The following is a 21,550-nucleotide window of genomic DNA, read 5'->3' on the forward strand; positions in this document are numbered from 1 at the left end:
GGCCGGTCGTCAGATGTGCAGGATGTATTCACGAACCAGCTTGCTGCCGAAGTACGCCAGCATCAGCAGGCAAAAACCCGCGAGGGTCCAGCGAATCGCCTTGTGCCCGCGCCAGCCCAGGCGGTTGCGGCCCCACAGCAGCACGCTGAACACCACCCAGGCCAGGCAGGCCAGCAGGGTCTTGTGCACCAGGTGCTGGGCGAACAGGTTCTCGACGAACAACCAGCCGGAGATCAGCGACAGCGACAGCAGGGTCCAGCCAGCCCAGAGAAAACCGAACAGCAGGCTTTCCATGGTTTGCAGGGGCGGGAAGTTCCTGATCAGCCCGGAGGGGTGCTTGTTCTTCAGCTGATGGTCCTGCACCAGTAGTAACAGGGACTGGAACACCGCGATGGTGAACATGCCGTAGGCCAGGATCGACAGCAGGATATGGGCGAGAATTCCCGGTTCCTCATCGATCACCGGCACGGTTCCGGTAGGCACGAACTGCGCCAGTAGCGCAGTCAGGGCGCCGAGGGGGAACAGCAGCACCAGCAGGTTTTCCACGGGAATCCGCCAGCAGGCCAGTAAGGTCAGGGCGATGACCGCGGCAGCGATCAGGCTGGCGGCGCTGAAGAAGTCCAAGCCCAGGCCGGCCGGGGTCAGCAAATGGGTCAGCAGGCTGATGCCGTGGGCGAGCAGGGCCAGGATGCCCAGCATAACCAGCAGGCGCTTGTTTGCCTTGGCGCCTGTGGCCAGGCGAGAGCCTTGATAGAAGGTCGCAGCGGCATAAAGGACGGCGGCGGCGAGGGTGGGTAGCAAGCTGGGTGACAAGGGGAGCATAAATCCTGTTAGGCAAGCCCGAAAGTCGCTGAGTTTGGCATAGAACCCACAGCCCTGAAAGACCACGCAAGCAGACGGCGAGGTGTCCGCCACGCACAGTCTTCGCTATAATCCGCGACCTGCCCACGCCGCAGGCTCATCGAGCTCTTGTTTATTAAGCTCTGGGCCGCCATTACCCCGGTCTACCTTGGGCCTGAAAGGATCGAGCATGTTTGAAAACCTAACCGACCGTCTCTCGCAGACGCTGCGCCATGTCACCGGCAAGGCCAAGCTGACCGAGGACAACATCAAAGACACCCTGCGCGAAGTGCGCATGGCGCTGCTCGAAGCCGACGTTGCGTTGCCGGTGGTCAAGGACTTCGTCAACTCGGTGAAGGAGCGTGCGGTCGGCACCGAAGTGTCCCGCAGCCTGACCCCGGGCCAGGCCTTTGTGAAAATCGTCCAGGCCGAGCTGGAAAGCCTGATGGGCGCGGCCAACGAAGACCTCAACCTCAGCGCCGTGCCGCCAGCCGTGGTGCTGATGGCCGGTCTGCAGGGTGCGGGTAAGACCACCACCGCCGGCAAACTTGCGCGCTTCCTTAAAGAGCGCAAGAAAAAGAGCGTGATGGTGGTGTCCGCCGACGTCTACCGCCCGGCGGCGATCAAGCAGTTGGAGACCCTGGCCAACGACATCGGCGTGACCTTCTTCCCGTCGGACCTGAGCCAGAAGCCGGTGGCCATCGCCGAAGCAGCTATAAAGGAAGCGAAGCTCAAGTTCATCGACGTGGTGATCGTCGACACCGCCGGTCGCCTGCACGTCGACAGCGAGATGATGGACGAGATCCAGGCGCTGCATGCGGCGATCAAACCGGTGGAAACCCTGTTCGTGGTCGACGCCATGACCGGTCAGGACGCCGCCAACACCGCCAAGGCCTTTGGTGACGCGCTGCCGCTGACCGGGGTGATCCTGACCAAGGTCGATGGTGACGCCCGTGGCGGTGCCGCGCTGTCGGTGCGGGCCATCACTGGCAAGCCGATCAAGTTCATCGGTATGGGCGAGAAGACCGAGGCGCTGGAGCCATTCCACCCTGAACGTATCGCTTCGCGAATTCTTGGCATGGGCGACGTGCTCAGCCTGATCGAGCAGGCCGAGCAGACCCTCGACAAGGAAAAGGCCGACAAACTGGCCAAGAAGCTGAAGAAGGGCAAAGGCTTCGATCTCGAAGACTTCCGCGATCAGCTGCAACAAATGAAGAACATGGGCGGTCTGGGCGGCCTGATGGACAAGCTGCCGAACATCGGCGGCGTCAATCTGGCGCAGATGGGCAACGCACAGAGCGCCGCTGAAAAGCAGTTCAAGCAGATGGAAGCCATCATCAACTCCATGACCCCGGCCGAGCGCCGCGACCCTGAGCTGATCAGCGGTTCGCGCAAGCGCCGGATCGCCATGGGTTCCGGTACCCAGGTGCAGGACATCGGCCGCTTGATCAAGCAGCACAAGCAGATGCAGAAGATGATGAAGAAGTTCTCCGCCAAGGGCGGGATGGCCAAGATGATGCGCGGCATGGGCGGCATGTTGCCCGGCGGCGGCATGCCGAAAATGTGAAGAATCCGCGCCGGCAGTCATGTCGGCGCTATTCCACGGGGACGTGGAATCTCGAGCAAACCCTCGATTGGGGCGCGCTCACTCGCTGCCGCTTGCGGCGGCTCCATAGCAAATCTGAGTGGCAGCCGATAGGCGCCGGAAAAAGTCATTTGCAAAAGTCCGGATATTCCTTAGAATATGCGGCCTTTCGGGCACCCATGCCCGCTGTGCATTTAGATTTGCAGCACCGACTACAGGAACGATGTTCACATGCTAACAATCCGTCTTGCCCTTGGCGGCTCCAAAAAGCGCCCGTTTTACCACTTGACCGTGACCGACAGCCGTAACCCACGCGACGGTTCGCACAAAGAACAAGTTGGCTTCTTCAACCCGATCGCTCGTGGTCAAGAAGTCCGCCTGTCCGTGAACCAAGAGCGCGTAGCCTACTGGCTGAGCGTTGGTGCACAGCCTTCTGAGCGCGTTGCTCAGTTGCTGAAGGAATCGGCTAAGGCTGCAGCCTGAACCCTATGAACGCGACGCCAGCTCCTGCTGATGATTTGATCGTTATCGGCAAAATCTACTCTGTTCATGGCGTTCGCGGCGAAGTGAAGGTCTTTTCCTTTACTGATCCGATTAAAAACCTGTTGGACTACAAAACCTGGACGCTCAAGCGCGAAGGTAGCGTGAAACAGGTTGAGCTGGTCAGCGGACGCGGGAACGACAAGTTCCTGGTCGCAAAGCTCAAGGGTCTTGATGATCGCGAAGAAGCTCGTCTTCTGGCCGGTTACGAGATCTGCGTGCCGCGCAACCTGTTCCCTGAACTGACCGACGGCGAGTACTACTGGTACCAGCTGCAAGGTCTCAAGGTCATCGACACCCTCGGGCAACTGCTCGGGCAGATCGATCACCTGTTGGAGACCGGCTCGAACGATGTAATGGTGGTCAAGCCTTGCGCTGGCAGCCTGGATGATCGCGAACGCCTGTTGCCCTATACCGAGCAATGCGTGTTGGCCGTCGATCTGGCCGCGGGCGAGATGAAGGTGGAATGGGATGCGGACTTCTAAGCGTGGCTAACTTGCGCGTAGAAGTGATCAGTTTGTTTCCCGAGATGTTTTCCGCCATCAGCGAATACGGCATAACCAGCCGCGCGGTGAAACAGGGGCTCTTGCAGCTCACTTGTTGGAATCCGCGAGACTACACCACGGATCGACATCACACTGTGGACGATCGCCCGTTTGGCGGTGGCCCTGGCATGGTGATGAAGATCAAGCCCCTGGAGGATGCACTGGTTCAGGCCAGAAACGCAGCCGGGGAGGGTGCGAAGGTGATCTACCTGTCGCCCCAAGGCCGTCAACTGAATCAGTCGGCGGTACGCGAGTTGGCGAATGAGGATGCATTGATCCTGATTGCTGGTCGTTATGAAGGCATTGACGAGCGGTTTATTGAAGCTCATGTCGATGAAGAGTGGTCGATTGGCGACTATGTACTCTCCGGTGGCGAGCTGCCGGCGATGGTCCTGATTGATGCGGTTACGCGACTGCTGCCCGGAGCTTTAGGGCATGTGGATTCCGCGGAGGAAGATTCCTTCACGGACGGTCTGCTGGATTGCCCGCACTACACCCGACCGGAGGTGTATGCGGATCAGCGTGTTCCCGACGTGTTGCTAAGTGGCAACCACGCACACATCCGGCGTTGGCGTTTACAGCAGTCCCTTGGTCGGACCTATGAACGACGCGCCGATCTTCTGGAAAGCCGCTCGCTTTCTGGAGAAGAGAAGAAGCTGCTCGAGGAATATCTCCGCGAGCGGGACGATAGTTAACAACGTATCGATGGTAGATCCGACGATTTACCTTAGGAGCACAGCATGACCAACAAAATCATCCTTGCACTCGAAGCAGAGCAGATGACCAAAGAGATCCCAGCCTTTGCCCCGGGCGACACCATTGTCGTTCAGGTGAAAGTGAAGGAAGGCGATCGTTCCCGTCTGCAGGCGTTCGAAGGCGTAGTTATCGCCAAGCGCAACCGCGGTGTGAACAGCGCGTTCACCGTACGTAAAATCTCCAACGGTGTTGGCGTAGAGCGTACTTTCCAGACCTACAGCCCGCAGATCGACAGCATGGCTGTCAAGCGTCGCGGTGACGTGCGTAAAGCCAAGCTGTACTACCTGCGTGACCTGTCGGGTAAAGCAGCTCGCATCAAGGAAAAACTGGTTTAAGTCCAGCTTCCGATGCAGAAAAAAGCAGCCTACGGGCTGCTTTTTTGTTGCCTGTCATTTAATGCCCGGAGCGGTTCAGCAGGGCGCAGACCGTGTTGGCGATACGTTCCAGCAGTACCTCGTCATAAGGCAGCCAGGGCAGGGCGGCCAATTTGCCACTTTGTGCCGCCAGTGGCAGGTCCACCGCGCCTCCATCGCGTGACACGCGCCCGGTCACCAGGTGCACGGCGTAGTCACCGACCCGCACATGGCGCTCATCCATACTCAGCTTTCCTGCCTTGATGTGCGTCGCAAAGGCTGTATTCAGCACCTGTTGGCGCATCAATGTCATTTGCGTGAGATTGTGCCCGGCCAGTCGATTCAGGCGCTCTTCGCGCTTGCCTGGCGAGGCCTGGGGAAGAGGAATGCCAGCGGCGGTCTGCGTCAGTTCTTCAACGGCGAAAGCGCTGATGCTGACCAGCAGATCGATGGCTCGGCAAGCCTCTGAAAAGACCTGCGCCGGCACATTTTTCAGCAGCACAGGCTGCCAGTGTTTCTCGGTGCGACGAGCGAAGCACGTGGCGCCGGACAAGCAGTGCCCTTGTAAGCCGGGATAGAGTGGCACGTCGACATTCAGACTCACTCGGATGTCGCTCAGGTTCCGGCTCAGGCTACCGTCTCTGTCGATCTTCCAGCCCTCGCGGCGTGCCAGGCCGATCAATGGGCGAATGGATAGGCTGTACCCGGCGAATGCTTGGTAGGAGGGGCTTTCCAGCTCATGGTCAGGTGCCTGGTAGTGCTCGCGAAATACCTGGCGCAGTGGTTGCCTGATCTGGCGTTCGGTGATCACGGCTTGCCAGGCTTGGCGCTCTGCTTCGTCGCTCGACAGGGGGTGCCACAGTGAAATCCGGCATCCGGCGTCCAGGGGCAGCGGCTGACCCCGCACGTCAAGAGCTTGCGCGTTTTGGGTCAATAGGAAACTGCAGCGTTGGCCACAGTCGTTGTGAGCCACCCATATCAACGAGTGGGCAAAGGGCGCGCCCACGGCAGAATCCACCAGTTGCCTTCGCCAGTCGCTCAAAGACAGCTCGAAGTGTTGCCACAGTCCTGACTCCAGGCAACTGGCCAGAAGCGCGTGCTGGGCTTTTCCGGGAGCACTGATTGGGGCAAGGCGCAGGGCAATCTCGGGTCGTTGGGCCAGCCCGCGTTCGGCGGGTTTGAGATTGCGCGTGAGTTTTTTCTGCAGGCCGGCATGTCGCACCAGGCTCAGGGCGCTGCGAAGCGTTTGCACGCTTTCCGGCGTTGGTATCTGTTCGATGCAATGACCCAGGGCAATGGCCAGGGATTGCGACGGCGCGGTTTTGGCCTGGGTTGGGGCGACGCAAGCCTTGGTCAGCAAAGTGTCCATCAGTGGCGGTAGCCAGGGCGCATCGCGCCGCAGGGCGATCCGGGCGGCACGGGCGATTACTGGCGTGTCATGGGTGCTGAAGGCGCCATCGGCCACATAGGGGGTGGCGCCGCTGTGAATATCTTCCAGGCGCTGGGCGGCGGTGTTGAGGATCTGCTGGGAGAACTCGACGTAGGCAGCATCGTCGGCCAGCGCCGTGGCGGGGTCGCTGCTCAGTGAGTGATGACCGGTCCAGTACTCGCTGCTGGCAAGGGCCAGTCGGGATTGCGGTTCCAGTTGTTCAAGCAGTTCGAACTCCTGTCGGACGTAGGGAGCATCGGCGTAGTGTTGTTCCACGCAACGGTGCAGGGCTGCTTGGGCTTGTGCATCCAGCCATTGTGCCAATACGTACGTCTGGTGGTAGTCCGCAGCCCAGCGTATCGAGGGTTCGCCGAGGATTCTATGTAACTCGCTGCTCAGTGCACTGCTCGGTTTGCCGCTGTGATAGGCCAGTTGCTCCACCGCCTCCTGCCCGCTCAGACAAGTGCGCAGCACCTCCAGCAGGGTGGTTTGATCGAGTTGTGGGCACAGTTCCAGCTGTGCGGCCTGCTGCACAATCGATGTCGCCAGTTGCTGCGCAGCCGGGTTTTCAGGGGTACGCAGTGCTCGGCGGATAGCCGGCCACAGGCTGCCCAGTTGAGCGGGTGTCAGTGAGCTGATATCGATGGGCGCGCCAATGAAACTCGGATGATCCGTTGTCGCGGCGCTCAGGCGTTGCTGCAGGTGCTCGACGAGCGAAGGCGCGGAAAGGGCATCCATGACGGCGATTCTCCTTGTTGGGGGCGCGGATGATCGCATTTTTTATCGCCGATCGTGACCTCTGACCCCTGCCGGGTTCTTTCGGCCCCTGCCGGGCGGCGATATACTCGCCGACCCAATAAAGTGTGATCGCCCGCGCCGTGCAGCCTGCACGGAACGCCCAGGGTGCGTCACACGCCTCCCGGCGTTCCTGGCCTGTTGTTATCCACAGGCAGGCGGCCCCCGATTGTTCCCATCAAGCCTTTGGTCGCTGCCTTGCAGCGCTCATCGGCGTTCCATGCCCGCAGCGTGCCCCTGCGCGGATCTATCCATTCAGGCAGTAGTCCGATGACCCTTCGTGAGCAAGAAATCCAGCGTCGTACCGAACTCTCGGTGACCCGTGTGACCAAGGCGGTATTCCCGTCCACCACCAATCATCACAACACCCTGTTCGGCGGCACCGCCCTGGCCTGGATGGACGAAGTGTCGTTTATCGCCGCTACGCGCTTTTGCCGGTTGCCACTGGTGACAGTGTCCACCGACCGTATCGACTTCAATCATCCGATTGCCGCCGGTTCTATTGTCGAGTTGGTAGGGCGGGTGGTGAAGGTGGGCAACACCAGCCTCAAGGTTGAGGTAGAGGTGTTTGTCGAGAGCATGAGTTGCGACGGACGGGAAAAGGCCATTCATGGTCTGTTCAGTTTCGTCGCCATCGATGACGACAAGCGCCCGGTGCCGGTGCTTCCGGGATTCGCAGCGTAGGAGCCGGCTTGCCGGCGAAGGCGTTCCTGCGGGCCCCTTCGCCGGCAAACCCGCTTCTTAGAGTGACTCGGGTTGGATCAGTGCCAGCAGGGTCCAGCCAGCCGTCGGCTTGAGGCCGCTTTCCGGGGTGATTACATGCACCCAGCCGTTGCTGTCGCGGGCGAACAGCAGGGTTGCGCGTTCGCCGTGCAAAGTCTGGTAGTCGTTCCAGCCAAAGGCTTCGGTCAGGTGCGTGCTGTACAGCTCGGCGCCCTGGCCCAGCAGGCTGGCCAGCTTGGTGTAGGTCAGGGCCTCACTGCCCAGTAGCTGGCCGCGATGTTCGTGGCTGGCGCGGTGCTTGTCGGTGCGTCGGCTTTCCTGGCTGTTGGCCAGGGCAAAAAGGCGCTGATGGCCAAAGTCGTGTCGAAAGCGCATGGCCGCCAGGGTGTTGAGTTCGCCTGAAGGTGAGAGCGCCAGCAAATGCCCCAATCCCACCAGATCCAGATGCGCGTCGGCGTGCTGCGAGGCCGGGTTGCCGAAATAGGTGGGCAGGCCTTCCATGCGTGCTGCACGGATATTCTCCCAGCTGGAGTCGGTCAGCAGCACTCGGCTGCCCAACTGCTGCAAGGCCTTGCCAATGGTGCGTGCCGGGCCATTGGCGCCGACAATCAGGAAGCCGCTGGGGGCGGGCTCCGCGACTTTGAGCAGGCGCGCCAAGGGCCGGGCAGTAGCGCTTTGCAGGACCACGGTGCCGATGATCACGGCAAAGGTCAGTGGCACCAGCAGCAACGCCCCCTCGTGACCGGCTTCATCCAGGCGGATGGCGAAGATGGCCGACACCGCTGCCGCAACAATCCCCCGTGGCGCAATCCAGGCCAGCAAGGCGCGTTCACGCCAGTTGAGGCTGGAGCCGGCAGTGGACAGCAGCACATTCAGCGGTCGAGCTATGAACTGGATCACCAGCAGCAGGATCAGCACCAGCGGCCCCAGGGCGATCAGTGCCTTGAGGTCCAGGCGCGCTGCCAGCAGGATGAACAGTCCGGAGATCAGCAACACGCTGAGGTTTTCCTTGAAGTGCAGGATGTGCCGGACATCCACGCCCTTCATGTTGGCCATCCACATGCCCATCAGCGTCACCGCCAGCAGCCCGGATTCGTGCATCACCTGATTGGACGCGATGAAGATTCCCAGGACTGCGGCCAGGGTCGCCAGGTTGTGCAGGTACTCCGGTAGCCACTGGCGACGCATGATGGTGCCCAGGACCCAGCCGCCGGCGATGCCGAACAGGCTGCCGCACAGAATCACCCCGCCAAAGGTCAGCAGGCTGTGGCTCAGGCCCTCGCCGGCGGCGCTGGCGATGATGAAGCTGTAGACCACCACGGCCAGCAGGGCGCCGATAGGGTCGATGACGATGCCCTCCCAGCGCAGGATATTGGCGATCGAGGCCTTGGGTCGCACCACTCGCAACATGGGTACGATCACCGTCGGCCCAGTGACCAGCGTCAAGGTGCCGAACAGCAGGGCCAGCATCCAGTCGAAGCCCAGCAGCCAATGGGTGGCGAGGGTGATCACCGCCCAGGTGGACAGCGCGCCGATGGTCACCAGGCGGCGCACCACGCTGCCGATTTCACGCCATTCCGAGAGGTGCAGGGTCAGGCTGCCTTCGAACAGGATCAGCGCCACCGCCAGGGACACCAGGGGCATCAGCAGCGGGCCGAACATCTCCTGGGGATCGAGCCAGCCCAGCACGGGACCGGCAAGAATGCCGCTCAGCAGCAGGAACAGAATGGCTGGCAGTTTCAGCCTCCAGGCCAGCCATTGGCAGCCCAGTGCTGCCGCGCCGATGCCGCCGAAGGCCAGCAGAATCTGTTGTTCACTCATCAATGCACCCTGTTCCTTGAAATGGCTGGCTATGAAAGACTAGCGACCCTCTGCGCAGTTCACTATTTTTTTACGTGTGGCCCCTGGGCCGTGCCTTTCGAGTCTTTATGCCCGCCATCGACCACCCCCTGATCGACCGTTTTCTCGATGCCCTGTGGCTGGAGAAAGGCCTGTCCGACAACACCCGCCATGCCTATCGCAGTGACCTGGCGTTGTTCAACGGCTGGTTGCAGGAGCAGGGGGTGGAGTTGCCGCAGGCCGGACGCGAGCTGATCCTCGATCATTTGGCCTGGCGCGTGGAGCAAGCCTACAAGCCCCGTTCCACCGCCAGATTCCTCTCTGGGGTGCGGGGCTTCTATCGCTATTTGCTGAGAGAAAAACTGATCGAGATCGATCCGACTTTGCAGATCGATATGCCGCAACTGGGACGCCCGCTGCCCAAGTCCCTGTCGGAGGCCGATGTCGAAGCGTTGCTGGCGGCGCCGGACTTGAGCGAGGCCATCGGCCAGCGCGATCGCGCCATGCTGGAGGTGCTCTACGCCTGCGGCCTGCGGGTGACTGAGCTGATCAGCCTGACCCTGGAACAGGTCAACCTGCGCCAGGGTGTGTTGCGGGTCATGGGCAAGGGCAGCAAGGAACGCCTGGTGCCCATGGGCGAGGAATCGATTGTCTGGGTCGAGCGCTACATGCGTGATGCCCGGGCCGAGCTGCTGGGCGGGCGGCCCAGCGATGTACTGTTTCCCAGCTTGCGTGGCGAGCAGATGACGCGGCAGACCTTCTGGCACCGGATCAAGCACCAGGCCAAGGTCGCCGGGATCGGCAAGGCGCTGTCGCCTCACACCCTGCGCCACGCCTTCGCCACGCACTTGCTCAATCACGGGGCCGATCTGCGAGTGGTGCAGATGTTGCTGGGCCACAGTGATCTGTCCACCACCCAGATTTATACCCATGTGGCTCGTGCCCGCCTCCAGGATCTGCACGCCAAGCATCACCCGCGGGGTTGATTTGGCTCCCGGGTGGCGCTTTGCGTCGCCCGTAGTCGGTGCCGGCAAACAGATGTGGTAGGCTTTGCCGGTTTGCAAAACGGGTGTTTGCGGGCCGTTGCCATTGCGACCGCTCCCAGTTGCCCATTTGCCCGCCTTCAGGAGTTCCCATGCGTTTGACCCAGATTTTTGCCGCCGCCTCCCTGGCGTTGCTCAGCACCTTCGCCGTGGCCGATGACAGTGCCGAGAAAGCCATCCGCAAGAGCCTCGAGACGCTGCAGCTCGAAGTGCCGGTGGAGAGCATCACCGCCAGTCCTCTGGCCGGGCTGTACGAGGTCAAGCTCAAGGGCAGTCGCGTGCTGTATGCCAGCGCCGATGGCCAGTTCGTGGTCCAGGGCTATCTGTTCCAGCTCAAGGACGGCAAACCGGTGAACCTGACGGAAAAAACCGAACGCCTGGGCATTTCCAAGTTGATCAACGGTATTCCGGTCGCAGAAACTGTGGTCTATCCGGCCATCGGCGAGACCAAGACCCATATCACCGTGTTCACCGACACCACCTGCCCGTACTGCCACAAGCTGCACGCGGAAATACCGGCACTGAACAAGCAGGGTGTGGAAGTGCGCTATGTAGCGTTCCCGCGTCAGGGCCTGGGTTCGCCGGGTGACGAACAGCTGCAGGCGGTCTGGTGCTCGGCGGACAAGAAAGCCGCCATGGACAAAATGGTCGACGGCAAGGAAATCAAGGCCGCCAAGTGCGATAACCCGGTGTCCAAGCAGTTCGCCCTGGGTCAGTCGATCGGCGTCAATGGCACGCCGGCCATCGTCCTGGCTGATGGCCAAGTCATTCCCGGCTACCAGCCGGCACCGCAGATCGCCAAACTGGCCCTGGGTGCGAAATAATCCTGCATCGTCACGCTAGCCTTTGACGATCATGCTCCTCCGGGTGCAACCGGAGGGGCATTAATAGAGAGCCGCGCTGTTTGCGGCTGTTTTCCACGGCCGGCCTTGAGTCGGCCGTTTTATGGGGAGTTCAGAGTGAATCCGGTCAAAGTAGGCATCTGTGGGCTGGGTACTGTCGGTGGCGGTACCCTAAACGTACTTCAGCGCAACGCCGAGGAGATTGCCCGCCGTGCCGGGCGTGGAATCGAAGTAGCGCAAATTGCTACCCGTACGCCAAAGCCTCAGTTCCAGACGACCGGTATTGCGATTACCAACGATGTCTTCGCCGTGGCCACCAACCCTGAAATCGATATCGTTATCGAGCTGGTGGGCGGCTATACCGTGGCCCGTGAGTTGGTGCTCAAGGCCATCGAGAATGGCAAGCATGTGGTTACCGCGAACAAGGCGCTGATTGCCGTCCACGGTAACGAGATTTTCGCCAAGGCCCAGGAGAAGGGCGTGATCGTGGCCTTCGAAGCCGCCGTGGCCGGTGGCATTCCGGTGATCAAGGCGATCCGTGAAGGGCTGTCGGCCAACCGCATCAACTGGCTGGCGGGCATCATCAACGGCACCGGCAACTTCATCCTCTCGGAAATGCGCGAGAAGGGCCGTACCTTCGAAGACGTGCTGGCTGAAGCCCAGGCCCTGGGTTATGCCGAAGCCGATCCGACCTTCGACGTTGAAGGCATCGACGCCGCGCACAAGCTGACCATCCTGGCGTCCATCGCCTTTGGTATCCCGCTGCAGTTCGACAAGGCCTACACCGAAGGCATCACCAAGCTGACCACGGCCGACGTGAACTACGCCGAAGCCCTGGGCTACCGCATCAAGCACCTGGGTGTGGCGCGCCGCACCGAGGCGGGCATCGAGCTGCGAGTGCACCCGACCCTGATCCCGGCCGACCGCCTGATTGCCAATGTCAACGGCGTGATGAACGCGGTGATGGTCAATGGCGACGCTGCCGGTTCGACCCTGTTCTACGGCGCTGGCGCCGGCATGGAGCCGACCGCTTCCTCGGTAGTGGCCGATCTGGTGGACGTGGTTCGCGCCATGACCAGCGATCCGGAAAACCGCGTGCCGCACCTGGCCTTCCAGCCTGATTCCCTGTCCGATCACCCGATCCTGCCGATCGAGTCCTGCGAAAGCGCCTACTACCTGCGCATCCAGGCCAAGGATCACCCGGGCGTACTGGCCCAGGTGGCGAGCATTCTTTCCGAGCGCGGCATCAACATCGAATCGATCATGCAGAAGGAAGTGGAAGAACAGGATGGCCTGGTGCCGATGATCCTGCTGACCCACCGCGTTCTGGAGCAGCACATCAACGATGCGATTACCGCGCTGGAGGCCCTGCAGGGTGTCGTCGGCCCAGTGGTCCGTATCCGCGTCGAACATTTGAATTAATGAAGCAGCCGCAAGTGGCGAGCGGCAAGCGCCAAGTCAGAAGCTGATGTGCTTTGACTTGAGGCTTGAAGCTTGCGGCTTGAGGCTCAAACCGAAGGTTTGTCCCCATGCGCTATATCAGTACTCGTGGCCAGGCACCGGCCCTGAATTTCGAAGATGTGCTGCTGGCCGGTCTGGCCAGTGATGGCGGTCTCTATGTGCCGGAGAACCTGCCGCGCTTTACCCAGGAAGAAATCGCTTCCTGGGCCGGCCTGCCGTATCACGAGCTGGCGTTCCGGGTCATGCGCCCGTTCGTCACCGGCAGCATTCCGGATGCCGACTTCAAGAAGATCCTGGAAGAAACCTACGCGGCCTTCTCTCACAACGCCATTGCCCCGCTGCGTCAGCTGAACGGCAATGAGTGGGTGCTGGAGCTGTTCCATGGCCCGACCCTGGCGTTCAAGGACTTCGCCCTGCAACTGCTGGGTCGCCTGCTGGACTACGTGCTGGAGAAGCGCGGCGAGCGCGTGGTGATCATTGGCGCCACTTCCGGTGACACCGGTTCGGCGGCCATTGAAGGCTGCAAGCGTTGCGACAACGTCGATATCTTCATCCTGCATCCGCACAACCGTGTCTCGGAAGTGCAGCGCCGGCAGATGACCACCATCTTCGGCGAGAACATCCACAACATCGCCATCGAAGGCAACTTCGACGACTGCCAGGAAATGGTCAAGGCCAGCTTCGCCGACCAGGGCTTCCTCAAGGGCACCCGTCTGGTGTCAGTGAACTCGATCAACTGGGCGCGGATCATGGCCCAGATCGTCTACTACTTCCACGCGGCCCTGCAGTTGGGCGGCCCGGCGCGCTCCATCGCGTTCTCGGTGCCCACCGGCAACTTCGGCGATATTTTCGCCGGCTACCTGGCACGCAACATGGGCCTGCCCATCAGCCAGCTGATCGTCGCCACCAACCGCAACGACATCCTGCACCGCTTCATGAGCGGCAATCAGTACGTCAAGGAAACCCTGCACGCGACCCTGTCGCCGTCCATGGACATCATGGTCTCGTCGAACTTCGAACGCCTGCTGTTCGACCTGCACGGTCGCAATGGCGCGGCGCTGGCGGGGTTGATGGAGAGCTTCAAGCAAGGCGGCGGTTTCAGCGTCGAAGAAGATCGCTGGACCGAAGCGCGCAAGCTGTTCGACTCCCTGGCGGTGAACGACGAGCAGACCTGCGAAACCATCGCCGAAGTCTTCGAACAGACCGGCGAGGTGCTCGACCCGCATACCGCGATTGGCGTCAAGGCCGCCCGTGAGTGCCGTCGCAGCCTGGATACACCGATGGTGATCCTGGGCACGGCGCACCCGGTCAAGTTCCCGGACGCGGTGGAGAAGGCCGGTGTCGGCAAGGCTCTGGAACTGCCGGCGCACTTGTCCGACCTGTTCCAGCGCGAAGAACGCTGCACGGTCCTGGCCAATGACCTGAAAGCGGTGCAGGTTTTTGTCAGCCAGCACGGCAATCGTGGCAAGCCACTCTGATCCCTTGGTCTTGTCGTCCACGAAGCCCGTCTCCTGACGGGCTTTGTTTTTTCATGCGCAAGCTTGGCCCGTCAGGGGCAGGGAGGCCCGGATGATGCTTCGACAAACGTACAGGGTAGGGCGCGTCCTGGGCCTGCTACTGGCGGGCCTGCTGGCCTGGGCCGTGCTCTGGGGTGTCGCGCTGGCCGGCACGGTGAAGAACCTGCCCTTCAAACTGGTGCCGGCGTTCGCCGATCTGCAGCCTCTGGCCCTGGCGCCTGCCGAACAGCAATGGCTGGCGACGCATCCACGCCTGAGGGTGGGGATCGCCATTGATGACTACCAGCCCATCGACATCACCCGTGACCGCAATCGCTATCAGGGCATCAGCGCCGATTACCTCGGTCTGGTGGGCGAGCGATTGGACGTGACAATGGAAGTCCTGGGGTTTTCCGAGCGCGAGCAGGCGGTTGAAGCGCTGCGCAACGGCACCATCGATGTGCTGACCAGCGCCAATGGCTATGAGCGCGGTCTCTCGGGGCTGCGCTTCACCAGCGATTACATGCCCGATAGGGCCGTGGTGGTGGTTCGCCGTGACGGGTCGAGCCCCAGTGGTGATCTGGCCGGCAAGAAGCTGGTGTTGTTGGATGGCTATGCCAACGCCGAGCAGGTTCATGCGGCCTATCCGAATAGTCAGATCATGCTTTCGCCTAACCTCTACAGCGGCTTGGAGGCATTGAATCAGGGCGACGCCGACGCCTTCATTGGTAATGAGGTCATCGTGCGCGCGTACAAGGCCCTGCGCCCTTATCTGGCGGTGCACATCCAGGATGAAAGCCGCTTGCCACCGACTGGTTTCGCCTTTGCCACTCGTGACGACAATGCGTTGCTGGCAGGCATGCTGGAGCAGGCGTTGCAGAGCATCGACGAATCCCTGCAACGGGAAATACAGGCCCGCTGGACCACCGGTCTGGGGGCGAATATTTCCGGTGAGCGCATTGAGCTCAGCGCCGAGGAGCAGGCCTGGATTCTCCAGCATCCCCATGTCATGGTCGCCTCCCAGCAATACCCGCCCCATGTGTTCAAGGACAAGGAAGGGCGCTGGGCCGGCCTGAATATCGATTTGCTCAACCGTATCTCGCGCATGACCGGCCTGCATTTTGTGCACAAGGAGAGCCTTTCCACAGCACAGACCCTTGAGTGGCTGGAGAGTGGGCAGGCGCAGATGACTTCTACCCTCACGGCCAGTGAAGACCGACGCTTGTTCCTGAATTTCTCCCATGCCTTTGGTGGTGCTGCCTGGGTCTTTGTCGTGCGTCCCGAGGATCGCCGCCTGAGCAGCCTGGAGCAGATGGCCGGTGAGGTTCTGGCGTTGCCGGCGCGGCACACCCTTGAGAGCTACATCCGGCGCTACTATCCCGATATTCGGCTGCGCAGCGTTGCCAGCTATGAGCAAGCCCGGGCTCTGGTCAGCAGTGGTGAAGCCATGGCCACCATTCAGAACGAGGTCCAGGTCCAGGCGCTGGGGTTGGGGCCCGCTGACGATGGGTTGCGGGTGGGACGCAGCGTCGAAGGTACCTGGTCGGCCGACGAGTTTTCCGTGCGCAAGGATCAACCCGAGCTGCTGAGTATCCTCAACAAGTCGCTGGAGGCGCTGCCCGTGGCGGAGCTTAGCGCCATCCGTCTCAAGTGGCTGGGGGCCACGCCGGTGCCGATGCCGGTCTGGCAGCGGGTGCCGACCTGGGTGTACTGGGCCATTTCCACCGCGCTGCTGTTCGGTCTGATTTCCCTGGCCTGGAGCAGTCGGCTCAAGCTGCAGATTCAGCAGCGATTGCAAGCCGAGCAACGGCTCAACGATCAGTTGGTGTTCATGCGGGCCCTGCTTGACGGCATTCCCAACCCGATCTTTGTCCGTGATCTGCAAGGGCGCCTGATCACCTGCAACAAGAGTTATGAGCAGCAGTTGGGGACGAGCCTGGAACAGATTCAGGGGCGACAACTGACAGAGCTGGATCTGCTGCCTGCAGCCACCGCGCGCCAGCTGCATGGCGAGATCATGCAGTTGCTGGCGTCCGAGGAGTCGGTATTCGCCGACCGCCAGGTGCAGACGCGCAACGGATCGATCCACGCCTATCAATGGACGGTGCCGTTCTACAGTGCCGAGGGCCGTCTGCAGGGCTTGCTGGGTGGCTGGATCGATATCACCGAGCGCAAGCGTCTGGAGAACCAGTTGGTGGAGGCGCGTCAGTCCGCCGACCAGGCCAATGCCGCCAAGAGCGCTTTTCTCTCCACCATGAGTCATGAGATCCGCACGCCGATGACCGCCATCGTTGGCTTGCTGGAACTGGAGAAAGAGCAGGCCAGGGTGCGTGGCGCGCCTTTTTCCGAGGCTCTGCGGGTGGCTTATCAGTCTGCCCAGGAGTTGATCAGCCTGATGGGGGACAGTCTTGATCTGGCCAAGATCGAGGCCGGCCATATGCAGCTGGTGCCGCAGGTCACCGCCCTCAAGCCCTTTTTCGACAGCGTCCGGCAGCTCTTCGAGGTGACTGCGCGCAACCAGGGCGTGCATTTGCAACTGGTCTTCCACGAGGAAGCCCGGGGGCGTTATCTCTTTGATCCGTTGCGCTTGCGCCAGGTGCTGCACAACCTGTTGAGCAACGCCTTGAAGTTCACCGCTGAAGGTGAGGTGCGGGTGACGGTGGAGCGCCAGCCGGATGAGTCCGGTATCCCGTGTCTGCGTATCAGCGTCGCGGATACCGGCCCGGGAATCAGTGCCGAGCAGCAAGCGAGGATATTCACGCCCTTTGTCCAGGCCGATGCCATGACCTCTTCAACCTATGGCGGCACCGGGCTGGGTCTGAGCATCTGCCGGCAGTTGATCGAGTTGATGGGCGGGCGCATTCACCTGCTGAGTGAGCCAGGAGCCGGAACCGTTGTTGTCATCGAGCTGTATCTGGAGCGGGTCAGCGAGGATCTCGATCCGCAAGTCTCGCCGCCTGCCGAGCGTCCGCCGAGCCGCAGCATCGAAGTGCTGGTGGTGGATGACTTGAGCGCCAACCGCATGGTCCTGAGCCAGCAACTGATGTTCCTCGGGCATCGGGTCGTGGCCTGTGACAACGCCCGTGAGGCGTTGCAGCGCTGGCGCTCCGGGACCTTTGATGTGCTGATGACCGATTGCAACATGCCGGGCATGAGTGGCTACGCCCTGACCGAGGCCATCCGCCAGATCGAGTCGCAGGAAGGGCGTTCGCCCTGCCCGGTGATCGGCTGCACGGCCAATGCGTTCGAAGACGAGCGCGAGCGTTGTGAGCGCGCCGGCATGGATCAGTTGCTGGTCAAGCCGGTGACCCTGGATCAGTTGGCCCAGTCTCTGGCCCGTTTCCTGCCGTCGCCATCCTTCAACATCCAGACCTTGCGCGGCATGACCCAGGCCGACGAACACGTGTTGCAGCGCATGTTGCAGGAGCTGTTGCGCAACCTTGCCCAAGAGGAGCAAGCGCTGGAAGAGGCTTTGGCGGTGCTGGATTGGGAGCGCCTGAGAGGCACCTTGCATCGGCTCAAGGGTGTGTGCTGCCTGATCGACGCCTTGCCCCTGGCCAAGGCCTGTATCGAGCTGGAGGTGCTGGTCAAGGAGCGTCAGGAGCAGGCGCTGGGCCGTCAATGGCCGCTGCTGCTTGAGGTCATGGGGATTTTGCGCAGCGATATTCAGATGGCTCTGGACGAATAAGACTTGTCCTATGTGTGATTAGGACTTGTCTGATTACCGTGTCGGCCCGTAGTGGACTGTTCCCACCTGCGCCGATCGGAGGTTGCCCCCATGCATTCGCTAAAAGTGCTGATTCTCGAAGACAACTCGTTCCAATTGATGGCCTTGCACCAGATGCTCAACGCCAATGGTGTCTTCAACGTGCTGACCGCCGAGAACCAGGAGTCCGCGCGGCGCTCGCTGGACAGCAAGGGGCCGGTGGATATCGCTATCTGCGATCTGTACCTGGAGCAGACCGATGGCCTGGAGTTGATCCGCGAACTGGCCCAGCAGCAACTGGCCAAGGCCCTGATCATTCTCAGCGACGCAGAGCCGGATGTCCTTGAAGGTACAGCCGGCATGGCTCGCGAGCTGGGGTTGAAAGTGCTCGCATGCCTGCCCAAGCCGGCTTCGGCTGCGGTGCTCGGCGACTTGCTCTGTGCCTATCAACAGCACGCCAGGGCAGCCGGCCCCGAATTGAACCAGACATTGCTCCGGGACTTGCTGGGCCTTGAGCCCTTTGTCTTCGAGGACGTGACTCAGGATGAGGGGCTGGCGGCGGTGCTGGGTTGTGGGGTTGCGCATTTTCAGCCGGTCATCCATGAGCATGGCGAGCTTCAAGGTGTCGAGGCGCTAGCGCGCTGGCAGCATCCCGAGCGGGGTCTGCTGATGCCTGGCGAATTTCTTCCGCTGATCGAGTTCGCCGGCCTGCAAGAGGTCTTCACCTGGCACATGCTGGAGCAGGCACTGGAACTGGTGGCCGGGGTGAAACTGGTGCTGGGCTACTGGCTGCCGGTTGCCGTGAACATTCCCACCGGCATCCTTGAGCGGCCGTTGTTCCCCCGTCAGTTGGAGGTGTTGCTGAGGCGCTTCGAAGTGCCGGCCCGGATGCTGACCCTGGAAGTCATCGACACCACGCAACTGCAGACCGATACCGCCCATGTGGAGGCGCTGCTGCGCCTGCGGATGATTGGTTGCAAGTTGTCCATCGGCGATTTCGGCACCGGTGGAACCAGCCTGCAGCGCTTGCTGGAGTTGCCGTTCACCGAGCTGAAGATCCCTCCGGTGTTTGTCGCCGGCATGGCCGTGGATGAGCGCAAGCGGGCGCTGGTCGGCGGTGCGATGAACATGGCGCGACGCATGTCCCTGGGGGTGGTGGTGACCGGTATCGAGACCGAGTCCGACTGTGTGGCGGCCAGGGGCCTGGGGGCGGCTCATCTGCAGGGGTGTTTCATCGCCCCGCCGATGAGCGCCGCCCAGATGCGCCAATGGCTGGCCGAGACCCCAGGCGTGGGCAGCAACGGCCTGGATGGGCAGGCCGCCGGTTTGTGTGCTTAAGGTCGCTGCCCGTAGCGCCTAGGACAGCCCGTGTTCCTGGACATAGATGTACAGCGCGGCTTCGCTGGCCAGGCCCAGTTTGCGCATGGCGCTGACTTTCTGCGCGCTGACCGTCTGTTTGCTGCGGTTGAGCTGAGTGGCGATGGTTCCCACCGCATGGCCGGCGGCCAGCAGGCGGATCACTTCCAGTTCCCGGGGCGACAACTGATCCTTGGAGACCAGTCGATCCGGTCCCACTTCACCGGCAAGGCTCAATGCCCGCCTGATGGCCTGGGCCACATAGCGTTTGTGCTGTCGCGCATGGGCAATCGCTGACGGCAGTTCATCGGCCAGGCTGGCCTTGCTCAGCAACCCCATCACCCCCAGGTCGAGGATCGAGCGAAACAGCCCGGCGTGATTGAGCATGGTCACCACCACGATGGGCAGGTCGGGATGATGCCGGCGCAATTGCTCGATCAGGCGCAGGCCGTCGTTCTGCTGCTCCTCGGGCATCATGAAATCCGTTACCAGCACGTCGCACTCGACTTCCTGCATCAGTTGGCTCAGGGCGGAAGGCGAGCGGGCTTCACCGACAATGGCCAGGCTGTCGTCCTGCTCCAGCACGGCACGCAAGCCAATCAGGAAGATCGGGTGATCGTCGGCAAGGATGATGCGCAATTTGTTGTTCGACATTGCTTTCAAAGCTTGGGCTCCAATGCAACGGCGGCGTGGTTTGCGCCTGGTCGGCCGTTTTATATCTGTCATGTTACCCGTGCATGCTCGAATGACTCAGGTCGGCAGCAGTAGGTGTGGCGAACTTTCTTCTCTGAGCGATGGTCACTTGAATGTCAGAAAGCTACCGGCATTTTTGTTTTCGAACCTCTAATTCGAGCTATTGAGTGGTGATCTAGATGGAAAGTATCAGTCTTTTGTTGAGCGAGTCGCTGAGTCCGTACCAGGTCACACTGACGCCTTGCGGCGGCCATGGCGAATGCCTGGTGACCCTGAAGAACGCGGCTGGCGCCATGGTCTTGGAGCGTGAGGTCAATCAGGCCCAGCTCACCGACAAGCGCCTGCTTACCGACGTAGTCGATGGTCTGCACCGTGACGTGCTGATCGCCGAAGGCCGGCTGGAACCCTGTGTGATCGCCGCGTTGCGCCATGCAGCTGAAGGCAAGGTGTTCGATCAGCGCAACTGATGCAAATTTTTGCGGAACCTTCCTGTCACCCGGTCAGTCAGACTCAGTATCAGCAGGATCAGGCATTGTGCTCCGGTGCTTGTAGCCGGCTGATACCGGTCGTCAAAGACCGCGTTTAACCCCGAGTCGTCTCCCCACTTCTCGGGGTTTCTTTTTGCCCGGGATTTGTCAGTGGTCGTGCAGATCGCGGAAATAGGCCTTGGCGTCGGCACGGTATTGGTCACGCATCTCGGGCTCCAGCCAGGCGGCGTACAGCTCAACCAGACGATCCTCACGCAGCTTGAGCAGGGCCTGGTTGATCCGGGCTATGGCTTGTCGCCCTTGGGCGGTCTTGCTGCAGCCGATATGGATCTCCTGATACTGCTGGGTGCCCTGGATTGGGTAGAACTCCAGCTCCTGCGGGTCCATGCCTTGCTGCATTGCCTGGTAGCGAATCTCCGGCCAGTAGCCCAGCAACAAACGCAGGCGCCCCAGGCGCTGCATCTGCAACAGGCTGCCCAGGGCGTCGTTGCCGTGGTGGGCATTGACCGAGTCCGCGGGGGCTGCTTGCAGCAGGTTATCGACTTGTTGGCCATAGCTGCGCTCGGCAACCACTCCGACTTTTTCCTGGCCGCTGGCGAGCAGGGCGCGCAGATCGACCTTGCCCTCCCGGACGAACGGGGTCAGGTGTTCATGGTCGGCGCGGCGGATTACCAGGCCATTGCTCAGGACCCGGAAGCTGGTGATGGAGAAGGTCACCCACTGTTCGCGTTCCTTGTTCATGATCAGCGACGGGTCGCAGACGAAGGTCGGCTCGCGCAGCATCTGCATGCCCCGGGCGCGATTGACCCGCACTATCTGTTGTTGGTACTCCGGCAGGCTGGCGATCAGTTGCGGCATCAGCAGGTCGATAACCCCTTGTCCTTTCTGCTCGCCCTCGAAAATGCTCAGTGGCGGCAGGTCTCGCAGCAGCCAGAACAGCGTCTCCTTGGGTTCGCTGAAGGCGTTCGGCAGCCACAGCAGGGCGAGCAGAAACGTCACGCAGCACCTAAGGCGACGGCGTAGGAAGGGTGGATGGGCGCCGGACAGGGCGCTGATGGAA

Annotated in this window: 18 protein-coding genes; 13 read left to right on the plus strand and 5 right to left on the minus strand. The window is 61.5% G+C overall.

All coding sequences use genetic code 11. From position 1 onward, the window contains the following. Positions 1 to 9: 9 nt before the first annotated feature. Positions 10 to 822, minus strand: a complete 813-nt coding sequence (locus tag LOY69_RS05370; protein ID WP_102878498.1) for an inner membrane protein YpjD — start codon at positions 820 to 822, stop codon at positions 10 to 12. A 208-nt stretch (positions 823 to 1,030) separates the two neighbouring features. Between LOY69_RS05370 and ffh the strand changes: the two genes are divergently transcribed. The 5 genes from ffh to rplS all read left to right on the plus strand — a co-directional run bounded on the left by ffh (position 1,031) and on the right by rplS (position 4,601). Beyond that, positions 1,031 to 2,407, plus strand: coding sequence for a signal recognition particle protein (gene ffh / locus LOY69_RS05375; protein ID WP_102878499.1), 1,377 nt, complete (start codon positions 1,031 to 1,033; stop codon positions 2,405 to 2,407). Between the two features lie 249 nt (positions 2,408 to 2,656). Then, a complete protein-coding gene (gene rpsP / locus LOY69_RS05380) occupies positions 2,657 to 2,908 on the plus strand; it encodes a 30S ribosomal protein S16 (protein WP_007927680.1) in 252 nt (83 codons plus the stop codon). Positions 2,909 to 2,913: 5 nt separating this feature from the next. Beyond that, a complete protein-coding gene (gene rimM / locus LOY69_RS05385) occupies positions 2,914 to 3,450 on the plus strand; it encodes a ribosome maturation factor RimM (RefSeq protein WP_102861299.1) in 537 nt (178 codons plus the stop codon). Then, positions 3,432 to 4,205, plus strand: coding sequence for a tRNA (guanosine(37)-N1)-methyltransferase TrmD (trmD, locus tag LOY69_RS05390; RefSeq protein WP_170001093.1), 774 nt, complete (start codon positions 3,432 to 3,434; stop codon positions 4,203 to 4,205). The genes rimM and trmD overlap by 19 nt, the downstream gene beginning before the upstream one ends. A gap of 45 nt (positions 4,206 to 4,250) precedes the next feature. Continuing rightward, positions 4,251 to 4,601 carry a 50S ribosomal protein L19 gene (gene rplS, locus LOY69_RS05395; protein WP_007927677.1) on the plus strand — a complete coding sequence of 117 codons (351 nt, stop codon included), beginning with the start codon at positions 4,251 to 4,253 and terminating at the stop codon, positions 4,599 to 4,601. A 58-nt stretch (positions 4,602 to 4,659) separates the two neighbouring features. Here rplS and LOY69_RS05400 read toward each other — a convergent pair whose 3' ends face one another. Beyond that, positions 4,660 to 6,786, minus strand: coding sequence for a DUF4132 domain-containing protein (locus LOY69_RS05400; protein ID WP_265074222.1), 2,127 nt, complete (start codon positions 6,784 to 6,786; stop codon positions 4,660 to 4,662). Positions 6,787 to 7,113: 327 nt separating this feature from the next. Here LOY69_RS05400 and LOY69_RS05405 point away from each other — a divergent pair, with 327 nt between their 5' ends. Continuing rightward, entirely contained in the window at positions 7,114 to 7,527 is a 414-nt protein-coding gene (locus LOY69_RS05405) for an acyl-CoA thioesterase (protein WP_102861301.1), read from the plus strand. A gap of 57 nt (positions 7,528 to 7,584) precedes the next feature. On the opposite strand, the gene LOY69_RS05410 is transcribed toward LOY69_RS05405, so the two are convergent. Beyond that, positions 7,585 to 9,387, minus strand: coding sequence for a cation:proton antiporter (locus LOY69_RS05410; protein WP_102878501.1), 1,803 nt, complete (start codon positions 9,385 to 9,387; stop codon positions 7,585 to 7,587). Between the two features lie 107 nt (positions 9,388 to 9,494). On the opposite strand from LOY69_RS05410, the gene xerD reads away from it, so the two are divergent. The 6 genes from xerD (at position 9,495) to LOY69_RS05440 (ending at position 19,291) form a co-directional block, all read left to right on the plus strand. Then, positions 9,495 to 10,391: a site-specific tyrosine recombinase XerD gene (gene xerD / locus LOY69_RS05415; RefSeq protein ID WP_102861303.1), complete on the plus strand. Its 897-nt coding sequence runs from the start codon at positions 9,495 to 9,497 to the stop codon at positions 10,389 to 10,391. A gap of 149 nt (positions 10,392 to 10,540) precedes the next feature. Next, positions 10,541 to 11,272, plus strand: coding sequence for a thioredoxin fold domain-containing protein (locus tag LOY69_RS05420; RefSeq protein ID WP_102861304.1), 732 nt, complete (start codon positions 10,541 to 10,543; stop codon positions 11,270 to 11,272). A gap of 135 nt (positions 11,273 to 11,407) precedes the next feature. Then, positions 11,408 to 12,712, plus strand: coding sequence for a homoserine dehydrogenase (locus LOY69_RS05425; RefSeq protein WP_060842565.1), 1,305 nt, complete (start codon positions 11,408 to 11,410; stop codon positions 12,710 to 12,712). A 107-nt stretch (positions 12,713 to 12,819) separates the two neighbouring features. Then, positions 12,820 to 14,229, plus strand: coding sequence for a threonine synthase (thrC, locus tag LOY69_RS05430; protein ID WP_265074223.1), 1,410 nt, complete (start codon positions 12,820 to 12,822; stop codon positions 14,227 to 14,229). A 94-nt stretch (positions 14,230 to 14,323) separates the two neighbouring features. Beyond that, positions 14,324 to 17,935, plus strand: a complete 3,612-nt coding sequence (locus tag LOY69_RS05435) for an ATP-binding protein (protein ID WP_413787143.1) — start codon at positions 14,324 to 14,326, stop codon at positions 17,933 to 17,935. A gap of 90 nt (positions 17,936 to 18,025) precedes the next feature. Continuing rightward, positions 18,026 to 19,291: an EAL domain-containing protein gene (locus LOY69_RS05440; protein WP_265074225.1), complete on the plus strand. Its 1,266-nt coding sequence runs from the start codon at positions 18,026 to 18,028 to the stop codon at positions 19,289 to 19,291. An 18-nt stretch (positions 19,292 to 19,309) separates the two neighbouring features. Here the strand turns inward: LOY69_RS05440 and LOY69_RS05445 are convergent, their stop codons facing one another. Then, on the minus strand, positions 19,310 to 19,963 hold the full coding sequence (locus tag LOY69_RS05445) for a response regulator transcription factor (protein ID WP_170001088.1): 654 nt from the start codon (positions 19,961 to 19,963) through the stop codon (positions 19,310 to 19,312). A 218-nt stretch (positions 19,964 to 20,181) separates the two neighbouring features. On the opposite strand from LOY69_RS05445, the gene LOY69_RS05450 reads away from it, so the two are divergent. Further along, a complete protein-coding gene (locus LOY69_RS05450; RefSeq protein WP_102861309.1) occupies positions 20,182 to 20,469 on the plus strand; it encodes a DUF3509 domain-containing protein in 288 nt (95 codons plus the stop codon). A 168-nt stretch (positions 20,470 to 20,637) separates the two neighbouring features. On the opposite strand, the gene LOY69_RS05455 is transcribed toward LOY69_RS05450, so the two are convergent. Next, positions 20,638 to 21,489, minus strand: coding sequence for a TIGR02285 family protein (locus tag LOY69_RS05455; protein WP_413787139.1), 852 nt, complete (start codon positions 21,487 to 21,489; stop codon positions 20,638 to 20,640). Positions 21,490 to 21,550 lie beyond the last annotated feature (61 nt).

Source organism: Pseudomonas sp. B21-059 (assembly GCF_026016285.1).
GTDB lineage: Bacteria > Pseudomonadota > Gammaproteobacteria > Pseudomonadales > Pseudomonadaceae > Aquipseudomonas > Aquipseudomonas danubii.

Excerpts from the sequence above, each read along its gene's own strand:
- LOY69_RS05435 (WP_413787143.1), top strand. The coding sequence starts at position 14,324 with ATGCTTCGACAAACGTACAGGGTAGGGCGCGTCCTGGGCCTGCTACTG.
- LOY69_RS05370 (WP_102878498.1), bottom strand. The coding sequence starts at position 822 with ATGCTCCCCTTGTCACCCAGCTTGCTACCCACCCTCGCCGCCGCCGTC.
- trmD (WP_170001093.1), top strand. The coding sequence starts at position 3,432 with ATGGGATGCGGACTTCTAAGCGTGGCTAACTTGCGCGTAGAAGTGATC.
- rimM (WP_102861299.1), top strand. The coding sequence starts at position 2,914 with ATGAACGCGACGCCAGCTCCTGCTGATGATTTGATCGTTATCGGCAAA.
- rpsP (WP_007927680.1), top strand. The coding sequence starts at position 2,657 with ATGCTAACAATCCGTCTTGCCCTTGGCGGCTCCAAAAAGCGCCCGTTT.
- LOY69_RS05410 (WP_102878501.1), bottom strand. The coding sequence starts at position 9,387 with ATGAGTGAACAACAGATTCTGCTGGCCTTCGGCGGCATCGGCGCGGCA.
- LOY69_RS05440 (WP_265074225.1), top strand. The coding sequence starts at position 18,026 with ATGCATTCGCTAAAAGTGCTGATTCTCGAAGACAACTCGTTCCAATTG.
- ffh (WP_102878499.1), top strand. The coding sequence starts at position 1,031 with ATGTTTGAAAACCTAACCGACCGTCTCTCGCAGACGCTGCGCCATGTC.
- LOY69_RS05420 (WP_102861304.1), top strand. The coding sequence starts at position 10,541 with ATGCGTTTGACCCAGATTTTTGCCGCCGCCTCCCTGGCGTTGCTCAGC.
- rplS (WP_007927677.1), top strand. The coding sequence starts at position 4,251 with ATGACCAACAAAATCATCCTTGCACTCGAAGCAGAGCAGATGACCAAA.
- xerD (WP_102861303.1), top strand. The coding sequence starts at position 9,495 with ATGCCCGCCATCGACCACCCCCTGATCGACCGTTTTCTCGATGCCCTG.
- LOY69_RS05405 (WP_102861301.1), top strand. The coding sequence starts at position 7,114 with ATGACCCTTCGTGAGCAAGAAATCCAGCGTCGTACCGAACTCTCGGTG.
- thrC (WP_265074223.1), top strand. The coding sequence starts at position 12,820 with ATGCGCTATATCAGTACTCGTGGCCAGGCACCGGCCCTGAATTTCGAA.
- LOY69_RS05450 (WP_102861309.1), top strand. The coding sequence starts at position 20,182 with ATGGAAAGTATCAGTCTTTTGTTGAGCGAGTCGCTGAGTCCGTACCAG.
- LOY69_RS05445 (WP_170001088.1), bottom strand. The coding sequence starts at position 19,963 with ATGTCGAACAACAAATTGCGCATCATCCTTGCCGACGATCACCCGATC.
- LOY69_RS05400 (WP_265074222.1), bottom strand. The coding sequence starts at position 6,786 with ATGGATGCCCTTTCCGCGCCTTCGCTCGTCGAGCACCTGCAGCAACGC.